17 protein-coding genes are annotated in these 17,942 nt (G+C 68.4%); 9 read left to right on the top strand and 8 right to left on the bottom strand.

Annotated elements, in window-relative coordinates; all coding sequences use genetic code 11:
* Positions 1–10: 10 nt before the first annotated feature.
* From gyrB to dnaA, 6 genes are all read right to left on the bottom strand, one after another.
* Positions 11–2,050, bottom strand: a complete 2,040-nt coding sequence (gene gyrB / locus ABZ896_RS08745; protein WP_360924092.1) for a DNA topoisomerase (ATP-hydrolyzing) subunit B — start codon at positions 2,048–2,050, stop codon at positions 11–13.
* Between the two features lie 396 nt (positions 2,051–2,446).
* Positions 2,447–2,980, bottom strand: coding sequence for a DciA family protein (locus ABZ896_RS08740; protein WP_360924089.1), 534 nt, complete (start codon positions 2,978–2,980; stop codon positions 2,447–2,449).
* Positions 2,977–4,098 (bottom strand): DNA replication/repair protein RecF, encoded by a 1,122-nt coding sequence (gene recF / locus ABZ896_RS08735; RefSeq protein WP_360924086.1) that lies wholly within the window; start codon positions 4,096–4,098, stop codon positions 2,977–2,979. The genes ABZ896_RS08740 and recF overlap by 4 nt, the downstream gene beginning before the upstream one ends.
* Positions 4,099–4,163: 65 nt before the next feature.
* A complete protein-coding gene (gnd, locus tag ABZ896_RS08730; RefSeq protein ID WP_360924083.1) occupies positions 4,164–5,039 on the bottom strand; it encodes a phosphogluconate dehydrogenase (NAD(+)-dependent, decarboxylating) in 876 nt (291 codons plus the stop codon).
* Positions 5,040–5,177: 138 nt separating this feature from the next.
* A complete protein-coding gene (gene dnaN, locus ABZ896_RS08725) occupies positions 5,178–6,308 on the bottom strand; it encodes a DNA polymerase III subunit beta (protein WP_360924080.1) in 1,131 nt (376 codons plus the stop codon).
* 879 nt (positions 6,309–7,187) lie between these two features.
* Positions 7,188–9,203, bottom strand: a complete 2,016-nt coding sequence (dnaA, locus tag ABZ896_RS08720) for a chromosomal replication initiator protein DnaA (RefSeq protein WP_360924077.1) — start codon at positions 9,201–9,203, stop codon at positions 7,188–7,190.
* Between the two features lie 397 nt (positions 9,204–9,600).
* Between dnaA and rpmH the strand changes: the two genes are divergently transcribed.
* From rpmH to ABZ896_RS08675, 9 genes are all read left to right on the top strand, one after another.
* A complete protein-coding gene (rpmH, locus tag ABZ896_RS08715; RefSeq protein WP_015659252.1) occupies positions 9,601–9,738 on the top strand; it encodes a 50S ribosomal protein L34 in 138 nt (45 codons plus the stop codon).
* A 21-nt stretch (positions 9,739–9,759) separates the two neighbouring features.
* Positions 9,760–10,131 (top strand): ribonuclease P protein component, encoded by a 372-nt coding sequence (gene rnpA / locus ABZ896_RS08710; protein WP_360924074.1) that lies wholly within the window; start codon positions 9,760–9,762, stop codon positions 10,129–10,131.
* Complete coding sequence (yidD, locus tag ABZ896_RS08705; protein ID WP_360924071.1) at positions 10,128–10,442, top strand: membrane protein insertion efficiency factor YidD; 315 nt, start codon at positions 10,128–10,130, stop codon at positions 10,440–10,442. Before rnpA ends, yidD begins: the two co-directional genes overlap by 4 nt.
* Positions 10,443–10,445: 3 nt before the next feature.
* Positions 10,446–11,747 (top strand): membrane protein insertase YidC, encoded by a 1,302-nt coding sequence (yidC, locus tag ABZ896_RS08700; protein WP_360924069.1) that lies wholly within the window; start codon positions 10,446–10,448, stop codon positions 11,745–11,747.
* Positions 11,748–11,762: 15 nt separating this feature from the next.
* Entirely contained in the window at positions 11,763–12,275 is a 513-nt protein-coding gene (locus ABZ896_RS08695) for a R3H domain-containing nucleic acid-binding protein (protein WP_360924066.1), read from the top strand.
* A gap of 118 nt (positions 12,276–12,393) precedes the next feature.
* On the top strand, positions 12,394–13,110 hold the full coding sequence (gene rsmG / locus ABZ896_RS08690; protein ID WP_360924063.1) for a 16S rRNA (guanine(527)-N(7))-methyltransferase RsmG: 717 nt from the start codon (positions 12,394–12,396) through the stop codon (positions 13,108–13,110).
* A 314-nt stretch (positions 13,111–13,424) separates the two neighbouring features.
* Complete coding sequence (locus ABZ896_RS08685) at positions 13,425–14,498, top strand: ParA family protein (RefSeq protein WP_360924119.1); 1,074 nt, start codon at positions 13,425–13,427, stop codon at positions 14,496–14,498.
* On the top strand, positions 14,495–15,589 hold the full coding sequence (locus ABZ896_RS08680; protein ID WP_360924059.1) for a ParB/RepB/Spo0J family partition protein: 1,095 nt from the start codon (positions 14,495–14,497) through the stop codon (positions 15,587–15,589). The genes ABZ896_RS08685 and ABZ896_RS08680 overlap by 4 nt, the downstream gene beginning before the upstream one ends.
* A gap of 326 nt (positions 15,590–15,915) precedes the next feature.
* Positions 15,916–16,533: a GNAT family N-acetyltransferase gene (locus ABZ896_RS08675; protein WP_360924056.1), complete on the top strand. Its 618-nt coding sequence runs from the start codon at positions 15,916–15,918 to the stop codon at positions 16,531–16,533.
* 54 nt (positions 16,534–16,587) lie between these two features.
* On the opposite strand, the gene trxA is transcribed toward ABZ896_RS08675, so the two are convergent.
* Complete coding sequence (trxA, locus tag ABZ896_RS08670; RefSeq protein ID WP_007383275.1) at positions 16,588–16,920, bottom strand: thioredoxin; 333 nt, start codon at positions 16,918–16,920, stop codon at positions 16,588–16,590.
* A 44-nt stretch (positions 16,921–16,964) separates the two neighbouring features.
* Entirely contained in the window at positions 16,965–17,933 is a 969-nt protein-coding gene (trxB, locus tag ABZ896_RS08665) for a thioredoxin-disulfide reductase (RefSeq protein ID WP_360924053.1), read from the bottom strand.
* Between the last annotated feature and the right edge of the window lie 9 nt (positions 17,934–17,942).

The following is a 17,942-nucleotide window of genomic DNA, read 5'->3' as shown; positions in this document are numbered from 1 at the left end:
TGAGACCGACTCAGATGTCGAGGAAGCGGACGTCCTTGGCGTTGCGCTGGATGAACTGGCGGCGCGCCTCGACGTCCTCGCCCATCAGGACGGAGAACAGGTCGTCGGCCTGGGCGGCGTCGTCGAGCGTGACCTGGCCGAGGACGCGGTGCTCCTGGTCCATGGTGGTCACGCGCAGCTCCTCGGCGTTCATCTCGCCGAGGCCCTTGAAGCGCTGGATGGAGTCCTCGCGGACGCGCTTGCCGCGCTGGCGGCCCATCTCGATCAGCGCGTCGCGCTCGCGGTCGGAGTAGGCGTACTCGACGTCGTCCCGGCCCCACTTGATCTTGTACAGCGGGGGACGGGAGAGGTAGACGTGCCCGGCCTCGACCAGCGGCCGCATGAAGCGGAACAGGAAGGTCAGCAGCAGGGTGGAGATGTGCTGGCCGTCGACGTCGGCGTCCGCCATCAGGATGATCTTGTGATAGCGGAGCTTCTCGATGTCGAAGTCCTCGTGGACCCCGGTACCGAAGGCGGAGATCAGCGCCTGGATCTCCTGGTTCTGCAGGATCTTGTCGATCCGCGCCTTCTCGACGTTCAGGATCTTGCCGCGGATCGGGAGGATCGCCTGGTACTCGGGGTTCCGGCCGGACTTGGCCGAGCCGCCGGCGGAGTCACCCTCGACGATGAAGATCTCGCACTTGGTGGGGTCGTTCGACTGGCAGTCGGAGAGCTTGCCCGGCAGCGAGGCGGTCTCCAGCAGGCCCTTGCGACGGGTCAGGTCGCGGGCCTTGCGGGCCGCCACGCGCGCGGTGGCCGCCTGGATGGACTTGCGGATGATGTCCGCGGCCTCGTTGGGGTTGCGGTCCAGCCAGTCGGTGAGGTGCTCGTAGACGACCTTCTGGACGAAGGTCTTCACCTCGGTGTTGCCCAGCTTGGTCTTGGTCTGGCCCTCGAACTGCGGCTCGCTCAGCTTGACCGAGATGATCGCGGTCAGACCCTCGCGGATGTCGTCGCCCGTGAGGTTGTCGTCCTTCTCGCGGAGCAGCTTCTTGTCGCGCGCGTACTTGTTGATCAGCGAGGTCAGCGCGGCGCGGAAGCCCTCTTCGTGGGTACCGCCCTCGTGCGTGTGGATGATGTTCGCGAAGGAGTACACGCCCTCGGTGTAGCTGCTGTTCCACTGCATCGCGACCTCGAGGGACAGGAGCCGCTCCTTGTCCTCGGCCTCCAGGTCGATCACGGTGGGGTGCACCACGTCTCCCTTGCGGGAGTTGAGGTACTTCACGAAGTCGACGATGCCGCCCTCGTAGTGGTAGTCGACCGACTTGACCTCGGCCTTCTCGTCGGCGCCCGCCTCGTCCGCGCCGGACGTCGCCTTGGCCGACTCCCGCTCGTCGGTGAGTTTGATCCTCAAACCCTTGTTGAGGAACGCCATCTCCTGGAAGCGCCGCGAGAGCGTCTCGAAGGAGTAGTCGGTGGTCTCGAAGATGTCCGGGTCGGCCCAGAAGGTGACCGAGGTGCCGTGCTCCTCGGTGGCCTCGTGCTTGGCCAGGGGGGCCGTCGGGACACCGAGCTTGTAGTCCTGCGTCCAGCGGTGGCCGTCGGTCTTGACCTCGACGGCGACCTTCGTCGACAGGGCGTTCACCACGGACACGCCGACGCCGTGCAGACCGCCGGAGACCGCGTAGCCGCCGCCGCCGAACTTGCCGCCCGCGTGCAGCACGGTCAGCACGACCTCGACGGCGGGCTTGCCCTCGGAGGGCACGATGCCCACCGGGATGCCACGGCCGTTGTCGACGACCCTTACCCCGCCGTCGGGGAGGATCGTCACGTCGATGGTGTCCGCGTGGCCCGCCAGCGCCTCGTCGACGGAGTTGTCGACGACCTCCTGCACCAGGTGGTGCAGTCCGCGTTCACCGGTCGAGCCGATGTACATGCCGGGGCGCTTGCGGACCGCGTCCAGACCCTCGAGGACGGTGATGGCGCTGGCGTCGTACGAGGCGGTGACCTCGCCGTTCGCGCCGGCGTCGGTGGACGGGATGTTCTCGTTGGGGTTGCCGGAATCGGCCACGAAGCGCCCTTTCTGGCACAGCACGAGCCGGGCTCGTCGGCGGGTTGCCGGAGCGGCTGCGGCATGTTGCGTTGGTAAGCCTTGATCAGCGGTGCTCAGCTTGTCCCGGACGGTCCCCACGTTTGGGGCGGGATTGGCTTCCAGTCTACCGGTAGCGCCGACAGTGATGGGGGTTTGCCGGTACCTGAGTCCTCATGTGCCGCCCTCAACCGGCGTCTTCCGGGTCCCCATATACAGAGCGGGGCTCCAAGAGGCTCACGGAGGCACTCAGCGCTTCCGGCCGTCAACCCTTGGCTACTTGGGAGTCAGGTCGGAATTCGCAACCGCGCTCGGTCGCACGACAAGGGCGCCGGACGTGCTCCGACAGCACCTCCGACGCCCTTGATGTGATGTCCGTCACCCGTAGGTGTCGCCGGGTCCCGTGCTCCCCGGGGCCCGCAACGGGCCGTAGCGGCGGGTGGGGCCAGCGGGGCCGTTCACCTTGATCATCTGCACCGAGCCGTGCCCGAGATCCTCGTTCAGACGGGCCACCAACTGCGGTGCGAGCAGCCTCAGGTTCGTCGCCCACGCCGTGGAGTCGCAGCGCACGACCAGCACCCGCTCGTCCTCGTCGTACTTCTCCGGCACGCAGTGCTTGGCCAGGTCCTCGCCGACGATCTCCGGCCAGCGCCCCATCACCCCGCCCACCGCGGCCGGCGTCTCCCAGCCGCGCTCGGTGATCAGACGGTTGATGGCCGCGCCGAACGCCATCGGGTCGCGCCCGTCGGCGCGCGCGCCGGAGCGCAGGCCCCCGCGGCGCGCCTGCTTCTTCTGCTGCGCCGCGTCCCCACGCGCGCGTGCCTGTTCCCGCGCGGCCCTGAGCGCCACCCGCGCGAGGTCGACGCCGGAGGGCTCGGCCGCCTTGGGAGCCTCGGGTTCCTGGTCGCTCATACGCGCTCCACCGTCCCCTCGGCCACGGCGTACCGCGTACCCGTCAGCAGATGCGGTACGTCGTCGTCGACCGCGGCCGTCACCAGGACCTGCTCCCCGGGCGCCACCAGCTCGGCCAGCCGCTCCCGGCGCCGGGTGTCCAGCTCGGCGAACACGTCGTCGAGGATCAGCACGGGTTCGTTGCCCTCGGCCCGGAGGAGGTCGTACGAGGCCAGGCGCAGCGCCAGCGCGTACGACCAGGACTCGCCGTGCGAGGCGTACCCCTTGGCGGGCAGCTGACCGAGTTTGAGATTCAAATCGTCCCGATGAGGGCCTACGAGGGTCACGCCCCGCTCGATCTCCTGCTTGCGCGCCTCGGCGAGCGCCGCCATCAACTGCTCGTAGAGATCCTCGCGCGTGTGCGCCTCACCCGGCGCGGACGGCTTGTACTCCAGGGCGACCGGGCCGCCGCCGGGCGCCAGTTGCTCGTACGCCTTGTCGGCCAGCGGCTGGAGCGCCCCGATGAGGTCGAGCCGCTGGGCGAGCAACTCGGCGCCCACGCGCGCGAGATGCTGGTCCCACACGTCGAGGGTGGACAGATCCATCGAGCGGCCGCCGTGCCGACGGGCCAGCGCGGCCGACTTCAGCAGGGTGTTGCGCTGCTTGAGGACGCGCTCGTAGTCGGAGCGCACGCCCGCCATGCGCGGGGAGCGCGCGGTGATCAGCTCGTCGAGGAAACGGCGCCGCTCGCCCGGGTCGCCCTTCACCAGCGCGAGATCCTCCGGCGCGAACAGCACCGTACGCACGATCCCCAGGACGTCACGCGGCCTGACCTGCGAGGACCGGTTGATACGGGCACGGTTCGACCGGCCCGGGTTCAGCTCCAGCTCGACCAACTGCTGCCGGTCGCCCTGCCGCACCTGCGCCCGGACGATCGCGCGGTCGGCGCCCATGCGGACCAGGGGCGCGTCGGAGGCGACGCGGTGGCTGCCCAGGGTCGCGAGGTAGCCGATCGCCTCCACCAGGTTCGTCTTGCCCTGCCCATTGGGGCCCACGAACGCGGTGACGCCCGGGTCGAGCGGGACCTCGACCCGGGCGTACGAGCGGAAGTCGGCCAGCGACAGATGCGTGACGTGCATGGTCGGGCGCCGACCTCCCCCAGCTTGTGGACCGCCTCCTGTGGAAGGCGAGGCGGCCCTGTGGATTACTTCGTCTCGACCGCGTGGCCGCCGAACTGGTTGCGCAGCGCCGCGATCATCTTCATCTGCGGCGAGTCGTCCTGGCGGGACGCGAACCGCGCGAACAAGGACGCGGTGATCGCCGGCAGCGGCACCGCGTGGTCGATGGCGGCTTCCACGGTCCACCGGCCCTCGCCGGAGTCCTGTGCATAACCGCGCAGCTTCTCCAGGTGCTCGTCCTCATCGAGGGCGTTGACCGCGAGGTCCAGCAGCCAGGAGCGGATGACGGTGCCCTCCTGCCAGGAGCGGAAGACCTCCCGGACGTCGGTCACGGAGTCGACCTTCTCCAGGAGCTCCCAGCCCTCGGCATAGGCCTGCATCATCGCGTACTCGATGCCGTTGTGGACCATCTTCGCGAAGTGGCCCGCACCGACCTTGCCGGCGTGCACCGCGCCCGCGTCGCCCTTGGGCTTGAGGGCGTCGAAGACCGGCTGCACCTTGGCGACGTTCGCCGCGTCGCCGCCGTACATCAGCGCGTAGCCGTTCTCCAGGCCCCAGACGCCGCCGGAGACACCGCAGTCGACGAAGCCGATGCCCTTGGCCGCGAGCTCCTCGGCGTGCTTCTCGTCGTCCGTCCAGCGGGAGTTGCCGCCGTCGACCACGACGTCACCGGGCTCCAGGAGCTCGGCCAGCTCGTCGACGGTCGACTGGGTGGGCGCCCCCGCCGGGACCATCACCCACACGACCCGCGGAGCCTCCAGCGCATCCACAAGCTCCCCCAGGCTGTGGACATCGGCGAGGTCCGGGTTGCGGTCGTATCCGATGACCGTGTGGCCCGCGCGGCGGATCCGCTCGCGCATGTTGCCGCCCATCTTGCCGAGGCCGACGAGACCGAGCTCCATCAGTTGTTCCTTAGGTTGCCGTGACGTGAGAGCACTGTTCGTACCCACGTCCGAGCCTAAACCCGGACGCTCACGCACACCTGTGGGCATACGCGCTCAAACGTACGCCCTCACCTGGGGCTTTCCCAGAGCGGACGCTCAGCCGCTGAGCCGCACCGGCATGATCAGGTACTTGTAGGCCTCGTCCGCCTCGGCGTCCAGGGCCGGCTTGCCGCTGAGCAGCGCGGGCTTGGTGGACGTCGTGAAGGAGAGCTGGGCCACCGGGGAGTCGATGGCGCTCAGGCCGTCCAGCAGGAAGGTCGGGTTGAAGGCGATCGAGACGTCGTCGCCCTCCAGCTGGGCGTCGACCCTTTCCACAGCCTGTGCGTCGTCGCTGGAGCCGGCCTCCAGGATCAGCACGCCCTGTTCGAAGCTCAGCCGCACCGGGGTGTTGCGCTCGGCGACCAGGGCCACACGCTTGACGGCCTCCACGAAGGGGGCGGTCTCGATCACGGCGACGGAGTTGAACTCCGTCGGGAACAGCGAGCGGTACTTCGGGAGGTCGCCCTCCAGCAGCCGGGTCGTCGTACGACGCCCGGCGCCCTCGAAGCCGATCAGGCCCTCGCCCGCGCCCGAGCCGGAGAGCGCCAGGATGACGCTGTCGCCGCTCGTGAGCGCCTTGGCGGTGTCCAGGAGCGTCTTGGCGGGCACCAGGGCGACCGCGGACGTCTCGGGGTTCTCCGGCTTCCACAGGAACTCGCGGACCGCGAAGCGGTAGCGGTCGGTGGAGGCGAGGGTGACGGTGTCGCCCTCGATCTCGATGCGCACACCGGTCAGCACCGGCAGCGTGTCGTCACGGCCGGCGGCGATGGCGACCTGGGCCGCGGCGGAGGCGAAGACCTCACCGGGGACGGTGCCGGTCGCGGTCGGCATCTGCGGCAGCGCCGGGTACTCCTCCACAGGCAGGGTGTGGAGTGTGAACCGCGAGGAGCCGCAGACCACTGTCGCCCGTACACCGTCTGTGGAGATCTCCACCGGACGGTTGGGCAGGGCGCGGCAGATGTCGGCGAGCAGGCGGCCGGAGACCAGCACCGTGCCCTCCTCCTCGACCTCGGCCTCGACGCCCACCCGGGCGGAGACCTCGTAGTCGAAGCTGGAGAGGCTCAGCTGGCCCTCCTCGGCCTTCAGCAGAAGGCCGGCGAGGACAGGCGCCGGCGGACGGGCCGGGAGGCTGCGTGCCGCCCAGGCAACTGCCTCCGCGAGTACGTCGCGTTCCACCCGGATCTTCACTGTTGCCGCCTCCTGCTGTTGCCGGCGCTTCTCGGCCTGCGTGGCTTCGTCGTCTGTTCGTCGATCTCGGTGTAGCCGGACCCCTGTGAGGGGAAGGACACCGGGGAACAGTCTGACGCACCCCACTGACAGTAGGTGCCTCTCGGGGTCAAGTCGTGACGAGGGGCAGCCGGGAGCCGGACAGCGAGTTGTGCACAGGACCCCCTTCGAAACGGATTCCCAGCTCTCTCTAGTTGGTCTTAGTAGTAGGGGCTGTGGATACCGTGGATAACCTCGTTTGCGCAGGTCAGCGCCGGAATTTTATCCACGGTGCCTGTGGGCGACACCGGTGGACAACCGGGCGTCTCTGTGGAGAACAGAAAGTTCTGCACACTCCGTGCACAGCCTGAGGCGACTTCTCCCCAACGCCGTCCCCAGCTTTGCCCACGTTTCCCACAGGGCAACCCGGCACCTTCGTGTGACGCCTTTCACTCGACCCGGTGATCAGGCGCGTCGCGTTGCCGAACAGTGGACAGGCATGTGGAGAAGCCGGCGATCGCTGGGGACAACCGGCCCCAGCCTGTGGGTTACCGGTGGACAACTCGATGCACAGCCTGTGGATCTCCGCTCTGTCCACAGTCTGTGGAGATCCTTCGTCCACGAATCCACAACCAGGTGACCTGCGCCGATCGTCTTTCGGCGGCCGGCCTGTGGACCGCGTTCTGGACAACTTCGCGGTCCCCAGGATGTGGACGGGAAAAAGTCACCGAATCTGTGGAGAGAGGCCGTAACGCGGCGGGGAATCGAACATGCGGCTACGGCGGCGTTACCCGCGACATGACGAAGGGCGCCCCGGGATCTCGTCCCCAGGGCGCCCTGAACGCCGTAACTCTGCTTCTGTCAGCCGTTCTTGATGCGGTTCGTCAGCTCGGTCACCTGGTTGTAGATGGAGCGCCGCTCGGCCATCAGGTTGCGGATCTTGCGGTCGGCGTGCATGACCGTGGTGTGGTCGCGGCCGCCGAACAGCGCGCCGATCTTCGGCAGGGAGAGGTCCGTGAGCTCGCGGCAGAGGTACATGGCGATCTGGCGGGCCGTGACGAGGGCGCGGCCGCGCGAGGTGCCGCACAGGTCCTCGACGGTCAGGCCGAAGTAGTCGGCGGTGGCGCTCATGATGGCCGTCGAGGTGATCTCGGGCGCCGAGTCCTCGCCGCCGGGGATCAGGTCCTTGAGGACGATCTCGGTGAGGCCGAGGTCGACCGGCTGCCGGTTGAGCGAGGCGAAGGCCGTCACCCGGATCAGCGCGCCCTCCAGCTCGCGGATGTTGCGCGAGATCCGGGAGGCGATGAACTCCAGGACCTCCGGCGGGGCGTTGAGCTGCTCCTGGACCGCCTTCTTGCGCAGGATCGCGATGCGCGTCTCCAGCTCGGGCGGCTGGACGTCGGTGATCAGACCCCACTCGAAACGGTTCCGCAGCCGGTCCTCCAGCGTCACCAGCTGCTTGGGCGGCCGGTCGCTGGAGAGCACGATCTGCTTGTTGGCGTTGTGGAGCGTGTTGAAGGTGTGGAAGAACTCCTCCTGCGTCGACTCCTTGTCCGCGAGGAACTGGATGTCGTCGACGAGCAGGATGTCCATCTCGCGGTACCGCTTGCGGAAGCTGTCGCCCTTGCCGTCGCGGATGGAGTTGATGAACTCGTTGGTGAACTCCTCCGAGCTCACGTACCGCACGCGCGTGCCGGGGTACAGGCTGCGCGCATAGTGCCCGATCGCGTGCAGCAGGTGCGTCTTGCCGAGCCCCGACTCCCCGTAGATGAACAGGGGGTTGTACGCCTTCGCCGGCGCCTCGGCGACCGCGACCGCCGCCGCGTGGGCGAAGCGGTTGGAGGCGCCGATGACGAACGTGTCGAAGAGGTACTTCGGGTTCAGCCGCGCGGTCGGCTCACCGGGCCCGGTCGCCGGCGCGGGCTGCGCGGCCAGGGGGCCGGGAGCGCCGGTGGGGGGCTGCGCGGCACCCATGGGGCCGCCGCCGCGGTGGGCGGGACCGGGGGACGGCTCGGGGAGCTCGCGTCGCGCGTCGCGGTGGTCGTAGTCGGGGCGCGGCTTGTCGTAGTCGGGGCGCGCCTGGTCGTAGTCCGAGCGGGGCTTGTCGTAGTCCGGCCGCTGGGTGTCGTACGACGGGCGGTCCATGGGCTGCGGACGGTAGTCCTGCGCCGGGGAGCCGTACGACTCCTGCGCGTACGGCTCTTGGGGGTACGGCTCCTGCCCGTAGGACTCCTGTGTATAGGACTCCTGCGACGGCGACGCGTACGGGTCGCGCTCGGGGAAGCCGAGCTGCTGCTGGCGCCAGCTGTACTCGTCCTGCGGCGGGCGCGGCCAGGCGCCAGGGCCGGGGCGCTGGTACTCGGAGGGGTACGCGGGGCGGGCGGTCGGCAGCTCGTCCGCGCGGGGAGCCGGCAGCTGGTCCGGACGGTGCCCGTGGTCGCCCTGCGGCCCGGGGCGCTCGGAGCGCTCGGGACGGCCGGGCAGGGAGTCGTCCGCGCGGTGGCGGCCGTAGCTCTCGTATGAATTGTCGTACTGCCCGGAGGGGAGCTCGGGCTCCTCGTAGCGGGGCTGCGGCCGGGGCGCGGGGGGCGAGGGCTCGCCGGCGGAGTCGTCGACGGTGATCGCGATCCGGATCGGGCGGCCGCACTCGCGGCTCAGCGTCTCGCTGACGACCGGGGCCAGACGGCCCTCCAGTACGTTCTTCGCAAATTCGTTCGGTACGGCGAGCAGGGCGGTGTCGGCGACCAGCGCGAGCGGCTGGCAGCGCCGGATCCAGTGCTCGTCCTTGGTCTCGACACCCTGTCCGCGGCCCTCACCGAGGAGTTGCTCGAGTACTCGTGGCCACACTGCGGCAAGATCGGCAGGTACGTCAGCCACAGGGCACGCTCTCTCACGGGTCCCACGTTCGTGTGGTTGTGGGACGAGTCGGGATTCAAGGGGGGTGGGACAGCTACAAGGGAACGAATCGGAGTTCAGCCACGGTAGTCAGGGCGACGGGTGCGGTTCAAGTTGTTGTCCCCAGGCTGTGGATAGTGTCTCCCGGTGACCGCTGGTTTGACCGGATGGCGTAGCCGCGCGTACCGTAACCAGGTCGAGTTGTCGATGGCTGCTGCCGCCTGCCTCCGATGGGCACAAGATCACGTCCCCGCCACTGCGGGGGTGAACCGGTGATCGGGAAGCGGTGCAATCGGGCGTGACTGCGAGCTACTCGTGGGCGCACGGTGACAGCCAGGACGGCACCCGCCACCACCGATTTGATTTCTGGAGCCCCCGAGTGAGCAAGCGCACCTTCCAGCCGAACAACCGCCGTCGCGCCAAGACCCACGGCTTCCGCCTGCGGATGCGCACCCGTGCCGGTCGCGCGATTCTCGCGAACCGTCGTGCCAAGGGTCGCGCCAGCCTGTCCGCCTGATCCCGGTCAGGTCATGACATCGTGCTGCCCACCGAGAACCGGCTGAGGCGGCGCGAGGACTTCGCGACCGCGGTACGACGGGGGCGCCGGGCAGGCCGCCCGTCCCTCGTCGTCCATCTACGCAGCGGTGCCACGGACCCGCACGCGCCTGGGGAGAGCGCTCCCCCGACGCGTGCGGGTTTCGTCGTGAGCAAAGCCGTGGGTGGCGCGGTGGTGCGCAACAAGGTGAAGCGCAGGCTCCGCCATCTGATGCGCGACAGGGTCGCTCTGTTTCCCCCCGGTAGCCTGGTAGTCGTACGAGCGCTGCCCGAGGCGGGCGACGCCGATCACGAACAACTGGCCCGAGACCTGGATGCCGCCCTTCAGCGGCTGCTGGGAGGGGGCGCGCGATGAAGTACCCACTACTGGCGCTGATCAAGCTGTACCAGTGGACCATCAGTCCACTGCTCGGCCCGGTCTGCAAGTACTACCCGTCGTGCTCCCACTACGGCTTCCAGGCCATCGACCGGCATGGTGCGATCAAGGGAACGGCACTCACCGCCTGGCGCATCCTGCGATGCAATCCGTGGTCGCTGGGCGGTGTGGACCATGTCCCCCCGCGCAAGCGTCCGCGGTGGCACGAAATGCTGCGTAACGCCTGGCGTGCACGCAGGGGCGGGCCCTCCGCCGAAGCAGAGACCCCGTCCCATGCCCAAGGAGCATGATTAGTGGACACGATTGCCAGTCTTTTCAGCTTCATCACGACACCCGTCTCCTGGGTCATTGTCCAGTTCCACAAGGTGTACGGCGCCATCTTCGGCCCCGACACCGGGTGGGCCTGGGGCCTGTCGATCGTGTCCCTGGTGATCCTGATCCGTATCTGCTTGATCCCGCTCTTCGTGAAGCAGATCAAGTCGACCCGGGCCATGCAGACGCTGCAGCCCGAGATGAAGAAGATCCAGGAGCGCTACAAGAACGACAAGCAGCGCCAGTCCGAAGAGATGATGAAGCTGTACAAGGAGACGGGCACCAACCCGCTCTCCTCGTGCCTTCCCATCCTGGCGCAGTCGCCGTTCTTCTTCGCCCTGTACCACGTGCTCAACGGCATCGCGACCGGCTCGACGATCGGTGTCATCAACGACTCGCTGCTGGCCAGCGCCCGTAAGGCACACATCGTCGGCGCCCCGCTCGCGGCGAAGTTCACCGACGGCTCGTCGAAGGTGGAGGCGCTCGGCGCCTCCCTCACCGACGTCCGCGTCGTCACTGCGGTCATGATCGTCCTGATGTCGGCGTCGCAGTTCTACACGCAGCGCCAGCTGATGACGAAGAACGTCGACACCACCGTCAAGACGCCGTTCATGCAGCAGCAGAAGATGCTGATGTACGTCTTCCCGGTCATGTTCGCCGTCTTCGGCATCAACTTCCCGGTCGGTGTCCTCGTCTACTGGCTGACCACCAACGTGTGGACCATGGGCCAGCAGATGTACGTCATCCACAACAACCCGACCCCGGGTTCCAAGGCCCAGGCCGCCTACCTGGAGCGCCTCACCAAGCACGTCACGAACCACGGCAAGGCCCGCAAGCGCAGCGAGCGCACCATCATCAAGGCGATCGTCGCCAAGGGCCGGGACCGCAACGAGTTCGAGCGCAAGTTCATCAACGGTCTGAACAAGGCGGGTCTCGCGGCCCAGGCGGACGGCAGTGTCGTCCAGAGCGACGCCCAGGCGGTTGCCCAGACCGAGGACGGTACGCCGACGAGCGCGGCCGCCCCCAAGCGGCAGCAGCCCAAGCGGCAGACCAAGTCCCAGCGACAGTCCGGCACGGTCGGCGGTGCCACGGGCAGCGCTTCGGGCGGTACCAAGGACGAGGACGAGTCCGCCTCGGGGACGACGTCCCTGAGCAAGTCCGGCGAGCCCGAGGACGCCAAGCCCGCCGCCAAGAAGGCCACGCCCGGCGGCGGTACCCGCAGCAAGGCCCAGTCCGGACAGCGCAAGGGCCCGCAGCGGCCCAAGTCCCCGTCCAAGAAGTAAGAAGGAGTCCATCCCGTGACGGAAGGCACCACCTCCGCCGCTGCCGAGGGTGCAGACACCCTGACCCGCCTGGAGCAGGAGGGCGAGATCGCGGCGGACTACCTCGAAGGTCTGCTCGACATCGCCGATCTCGACGGCGACATCGACATGGACGTCGAGGCCGACCGCGCCGCTGTCTCGATCATCAGCGACGCGGGCAGCCGCGACCTGCAGAAGCTGGTCGGCCGGGACGGCGAGGTGCTGGAGGCCCTCCAGGAGCTCACGCGCCTGGCCGTGCACCGGGAGACCGGGGACCGCAGCCGGCTGATGCTGGACATCGCCGGCTTCCGCGCCAAGAAGCGGGCCGAGCTCTCCGAACTGGGCGCCAAGGCCGCCGCGGAGGTCAAGAGCACCGGTGAGTCCGTGAAAATGAAGCCGATGACGCCGTTCGAGCGCAAGGTCGTGCACGACGCGGTCAAGGCCGCGGGCCTGCGCAGCGAGTCCGAGGGCGAGGAGCCGCAGCGCTTCGTCGTGGTACTCCCCGCCTGATCGGTCCCTACGTTCCTCCGGCCCCGTCTGTAGAGCAGACGGGGCCGAACTTTGTCAGCCTGATAGTTCTGGTGGTCGGCGCCCGGTGCGCTGATGCGGTACGGAAGGACGGTTCCCCGTGACGGAGGCAGCGGAGCTTCCCCCCGCGCCCGAGCAGGCGCGTGAGGTGTTCGGCGATCGCTTCGATGACGCGGTGCGCTACGCCGAGCTGCTCGCTGAGGCGGGTGTGCAGCGCGGTCTCATCGGTCCGCGTGAGGTGCCCCGCCTGTGGGAGCGGCACCTGCTGAACTGCGCGGTGCTCTCGGAGGTCGTACCCGACGGAGTCACCGTGTGCGATGTCGGCTCGGGAGCCGGTCTGCCCGGCATTCCCCTGGCGCTGGTCCGTGAGGACCTGAAGATCACGCTGCTGGAACCGCTGCTGCGGCGGACCACCTTCCTCACCGAGGTCGTGGAGCTGCTCGGCCTGGACCATGTCACGGTCGTACGCGGGCGGGCGGAAGAAGTCATGGGGAAGCTCCAGCCGGTGCACGTCGTCACCGCACGGGCCGTCGCCCCGCTGGACCGTCTGGCCACCTGGGGCGTCCCCCTGCTGCGTCCCTACGGCGAGATGCTGGCGCTCAAGGGCGACACCGCGGAGGAGGAGTTGAAGGCGGCGACGACGGCACTGAGCAAGCTCGGCGCCGTGGGGACCTCGATCGTGCAGGTCGGTGAGGGGATCGTGGATCCTCTGTCCACGGTGGTACGGGTCGAGGTCGGGGAGAGCCCCGGCGGAGTCCGCTTCGCCGCGAAGCGAGCCAAGGCGGCGCGTACCGGACGGACCCGTCGACGTCGTTGATGTGGCCGCCTGCTGATCCGTCCTGAGGACCAGCGGTACTCCACACAAGCTGCCAAACCTACGCATGCCGGAGTGTCGCGGCAGAACGGGCACGGCTGCCCTGCATCGTGTTTCACGTGAAACGTCGCTCACTGCTGCACGGCATCATCAGCCGGGGCCGCGCTGCGGCCGAACCCCGCGACCGAAAGCCTCTCGGAGCACTCCGAGAGGACCCCTCAAGTGACAATCCGTCCCCCGAAGGGGGCACGGAGTTTTCCACAGAAGTGGATTTCTCCACAGAACGCCAGGCCTCACTGGTTCACGACCCCGAAGACATGGGAGGCTCTGTTCATTGCGAGCCTGAAGTCGAGGAGAGTGAATCCTTGCGGTCCGACGCCAACATCGCGGGACCGATGACCGATCCGGTCCCCGGTCCCCGAACCGAGTCGATGGGGGACGATGTTTCACGTGAAACACCGCCCCCGATGGACGACACTCCGATCGGTCGTGCTGCCCAACTGGCGGTAGAGGCTCTGGGCCGCGCCGGTGAGGGCCTGCCGCGGCCCGAGCAGACCCGGATCATGGTCGTCGCCAACCAGAAGGGCGGGGTGGGCAAGACGACGACGACCGTCAACCTTGCCGCTTCGCTGGCTCTGCACGGCGGCCGTGTCCTGGTGATCGACCTCGACCCCCAGGGCAACGCGTCCACTGCCCTGGGTATCGATCATCACGCCGAAGTCCCTTCCATCTACGACGTCCTGGTCGAGAGCCGGCCGCTGGCAGAAGTCGTCCAGCCGGTTCCTGATGTCGAAGGTCTCTTCTGCGCCCCTGCCACGATCGATCTCGCTGGTGCGGAGATCGAGCTGGTCTCCCTGGTGGCACGTGAGAGCCGGCTGCAGCGAGCGATCCAGGCGTACGAGCAGCCGCTGGACTACATCCTCATCGACTGCCCGCCCTCGCTCGGCCTGCTGACGGTCAACGCGCTGGTCGCCGGTGCGGAGGTCCTCATCCCGATCCAGTGCGAGTACTACGCGCTGGAGGGACTCGGCCAGCTGCTGCGGAACGTCGACCTGGTGCGGGGGCACCTCAACCCCGCCCTGCATGTGTCGACCATCCTGCTCACCATGTACGACGGTCGGACGCGTCTTGCGTCCCAGGTCGCCGACGAGGTGCGCACCCACTTCGGCGACGAGGTGCTGCGGACGAGCATTCCCCGCTCGGTCCGTATCTCCGAGGCGCCGAGCTACGGACAGACCGTGCTGACCTACGATCCCGGATCGAGTGGCGCCCTGTCCTATCTTGAGGCAGCACGAGAAATCGCCCTGAAGGGTGTCGGCGTCAGTTATGACCCGACCCAGGTTCACATCGGCGCACAGAGCAATCCGAGCATGGTGGAGGGGATCCAGTGAGCGAGCGACGGAGGGGTTTGGGTCGTGGTCTCGGCGCACTGATCCCTGCTGCACCGACGGAGAAGGCGCCGGCCCCGGTGGCGGGCCCCGGCTCCGCCTCCCCGGCGGCTGTTCCGGTGCTGACGACCGAACGCGGGGTGGCGGCAGCGAAGGTGGCCACGCTGCCGCCTGTTTCACATGAAACCGAGGAGCTGTCGTTCAACGGCTATGGGGAGACTCCGGCGCCTCCGATGGGTGCGCACTTCGCGGAGCTCCCTCTCGACTCCATCACGCCGAACCCGCGCCAGCCGCGGGAGGTCTTCGACGACGACGCCCTCCAGGAACTCGTCACCTCCATCAAGGAGGTCGGCCTCCTCCAGCCGGTCGTCGTCCGGCAGGTCGGTCCCACGCGCTACGAGCTCATCATGGGCGAGCGGCGCTGGCGGGCCAGCCGTGAGGCGGGCCTGGAGGCCATCCCGGCCATTGTGCGGGCCACGGACGACGACAAGCTTCTCCTGGACGCGCTGCTGGAGAACCTGCACCGCGCTCAGCTGAACCCGCTGGAAGAGGCCGCCGCCTACGACCAGCTGCTGAAGGACTTCAACTGCACGCACGACCAGCTGGCGGACCGCATCGGCCGGTCCCGTCCTCAGGTCTCCAACACCCTGCGTCTGCTGAAGCTCTCGCCGGCCGTCCAGCGTCGGGTCGCCGCCGGGGTTCTGTCCGCCGGGCACGCCCGGGCGCTGCTCTCCGTGGAGGACTCGGAGGAGCAGGACCGGCTCGCCCACCGGATCGTGGCCGAGGGACTCTCGGTGCGGGCGGTCGAGGAGATCGTGACCCTCATGGGGTCGCGGCCCCAGACCGCTCAGCGCTCCAAGGGCCCTCGTGCCGGTACGCGGGTCTCCCCGGCGCTGTCCGACCTCGCCACCCGTCTCTCGGACCGCTTCGAGACGCGGGTGAAGGTCGACCTGGGGCAGAAGAAGGGGAAGATCACGGTCGAGTTCGCCTCGATGGAGGACCTTGAGCGCATCCTCAGCTCTCTCGCCCCCGGTGAGGGACCGGTTCTGCAGAAGAGTCTCCTGGACGACGAGTCCGAGGAGACGGAGGACTGAGCCAGGCGTCGCCGGGGTGACATCGCCCAGGTGGCGCAGCGGGAGCGGGCTGTGGCCGGTGTGGACCGGACACAGCCCGCTCTTTGCTTTGAGGCGGTATCGGGACAATCGCATCGTGGATACGATGCGAGCGGGTGAGGCGCATCCACCCGGCAGCACCTCTGAGGGGAGGCAGGGGCCATGCGAACGGTGAGCCGAAGCGGACTGGTGAGCGCGGGCTTGGGACTGGGGGCAGTCGGCGGATTCGTCGGCAGCCTGCTCAGGGAACGCAGCGCTCTGACGGCCGCCCGCGATGCGGCGGGCGAAGGAAGCGAGGAACAGGCTTCATGGGGCGTCGGCTCGTACCGCTCACGCTGGACAACCTTCCGGACCTTCCCCAGCGCTGTCGCTCGTGTGTCTTCTGGGAGCTGGACCCCGTCAGCGGGGAGGCCGCGGTAAAGGCGGGAACACCCGCGCTGGAGAAGGAGTCCTGGATCTCCGCCGTCCTGCTGGACTGGGGATCGTGCGGCCGGGTCGTCTATGTCGACGAGGTGCCGGTGGGCTTCGTGCTCTACGCCCCGCCCGCCTATGTGCCGCGCTCCACGGCGTTTCCCACAAGTCCCGTCTCTCCGGATGCCGTTCAGCTGATGACGTCGTTCATCATGCCGGGCTATCAGGGGCAGGGGCTGGGCCGGGTGATGGTCCAGACGGTCGCCAAGGACCTGCTGCGGCGCGGCTTCAAGGCGATCGAGGCCTTCGGCGACGCGCGCTGGAAGGAGCCCGCCTGTCTGCTGCCGGCCGACCATCTTCTCGCGGTGGGCTTCAAGACGGTCCGGCCCCACCCGGCGTACCCGAGACTGCGGTTGGAGCTGCGCACCACGCTCTCCTGGAAGGAGGACGTGGAGATGGCGCTGGACCGGCTTCTCGGAGCGGTACAGAAGGAACCAGCGCTGCGACCCCTGTAACGCAGTGGGGGCCGACCCTTCCGGGTCGGCCCCCATCATGTTTCACGTGAAACATCACTCAGCGATGAAGTCCTCGAGGTCGCGGACGATCGCGGCCTTCGGCTTGGCGCCGACGATGGTCTTGGCGACCTCGCCACCCTGGTAGACGTTGAGCGTCGGGATGGACATGACGCCGTACTTGGCGGCCGTACCCGGGTTCTCGTCGATGTTGAGCTTGACGATCTCGATCTTGTCGCCGTACTCGGCGGCGATCGCCTCAAGGGACGGCGCGATCTGGCGGCACGGTCCGCACCAGGCGGCCCAGAAGTCCACCAAGACGGGCTTGTCGCTCTTCAGGACGTCCTGCTCGAAGGAATCGTCGGTCACGTTCTTCAGGGTGCCGGCCACGGCGGGCTCCTTAACTGGTTGGTGCGGTGGGGCGGGAAGGGGGGTCAGACAGTGGTCTTCTCGGGCTCGGCCTGCTCTTCGTCGGCGAGCGCCGCGAGGAAGCGCTCGGCGTCGAGAGCGGCCGAACACCCGGTGCCGGCCGCGGTGATCGCCTGGCGGTAGGTGTGGTCGACCACGTCACCGGCGCCGAAGACACCCGTCAGGTTCGTACGGGTCGAGGGCGCCTCCACCTTCAGGTAGCCCTCCTCGTCCAGGTCGAGCTGGCCCTTGAAGAGCTCGGTGCGCGGGTCGTGGCCGATCGCGATGAACAGGCCGGTGACCGCGAGGTCGCTCAGTTCGCCGGTCTTGAGGTTGCGCAGCTTCAGACCGGCGAGCTTCGGGTCGCCCTGGATCTCGGCGACCTCGTTGTCCCACACGAAGGAGATCTTCGGGTCGGCGAAGGCGCGCTCCTGCATCGCCTTGGAGGCGCGCAGGGTGTCCCGACGGTGGACGATCGTCACGGACTTGGCGAAGCGGGAGAGGAAGGTGGCCTCCTCCATCGCGGTGTCGCCACCGCCGATGACGGCGATGTCCTGGTCCTTGAAGAAGAAGCCGTCACAGGTGGCGCACCACGAGACACCGCGGCCGGAGAGGGCGTCCTCGTTCGGCAGGCCGAGCTTGCGGTGCTGCGAGCCGGTGGTCACGATGACGGCCTTGGCCCGGTGGACGGTGCCGGAGGTGTCGGTGACGGTCTTGATCTCACCGGTGAGGTCGACGCTGACGATGTCGTCCGGGATCAGCTCGGCGCCGAAGCGCTCGGCCTGGGCGCGCATGTTGTCCATGAGCTCGGGGCCCATGATGCCGTCCTGGAAGCCCGGGAAGTTCTCCACCTCGGTGGTGTTCATCAGGGCACCGCCCGCAGTGACGGCGCCTTCGAACACCAGCGGCTTCAGCGACGCGCGCGCGGTGTAGAGCGCCGCCGTGTAGCCGGCGGGCCCGGAGCCGATGATGATCACGTTACGGACGTCGCTCACGGCTTGGTT

It is taken from the genome of Streptomyces sp. NPDC047072 (assembly GCF_040643855.1).
Taxonomy (GTDB): Bacteria; Actinomycetota; Actinomycetes; order Streptomycetales; family Streptomycetaceae; genus Streptomyces.
This window is presented reverse-complemented; position numbering and strand designations above follow the sequence as displayed.

What these genes read in the sequence shown, in the direction of transcription:
- ABZ896_RS08675 (WP_360924056.1), top strand. Translation starts at nt 15,916, where the DNA reads ATGGGGCGTCGGCTCGTACCGCTCACGCTGGACAACCTTCCGGACCTT.
- recF (WP_360924086.1), bottom strand. Translation starts at nt 4,098, where the DNA reads ATGCACGTCACGCATCTGTCGCTGGCCGACTTCCGCTCGTACGCCCGG.
- gnd (WP_360924083.1), bottom strand. Translation starts at nt 5,039, where the DNA reads ATGGAGCTCGGTCTCGTCGGCCTCGGCAAGATGGGCGGCAACATGCGC.
- yidD (WP_360924071.1), top strand. Translation starts at nt 10,128, where the DNA reads ATGAAGTACCCACTACTGGCGCTGATCAAGCTGTACCAGTGGACCATC.
- ABZ896_RS08685 (WP_360924119.1), top strand. Translation starts at nt 13,425, where the DNA reads ATGGGAGGCTCTGTTCATTGCGAGCCTGAAGTCGAGGAGAGTGAATCC.
- ABZ896_RS08740 (WP_360924089.1), bottom strand. Translation starts at nt 2,980, where the DNA reads ATGAGCGACCAGGAACCCGAGGCTCCCAAGGCGGCCGAGCCCTCCGGC.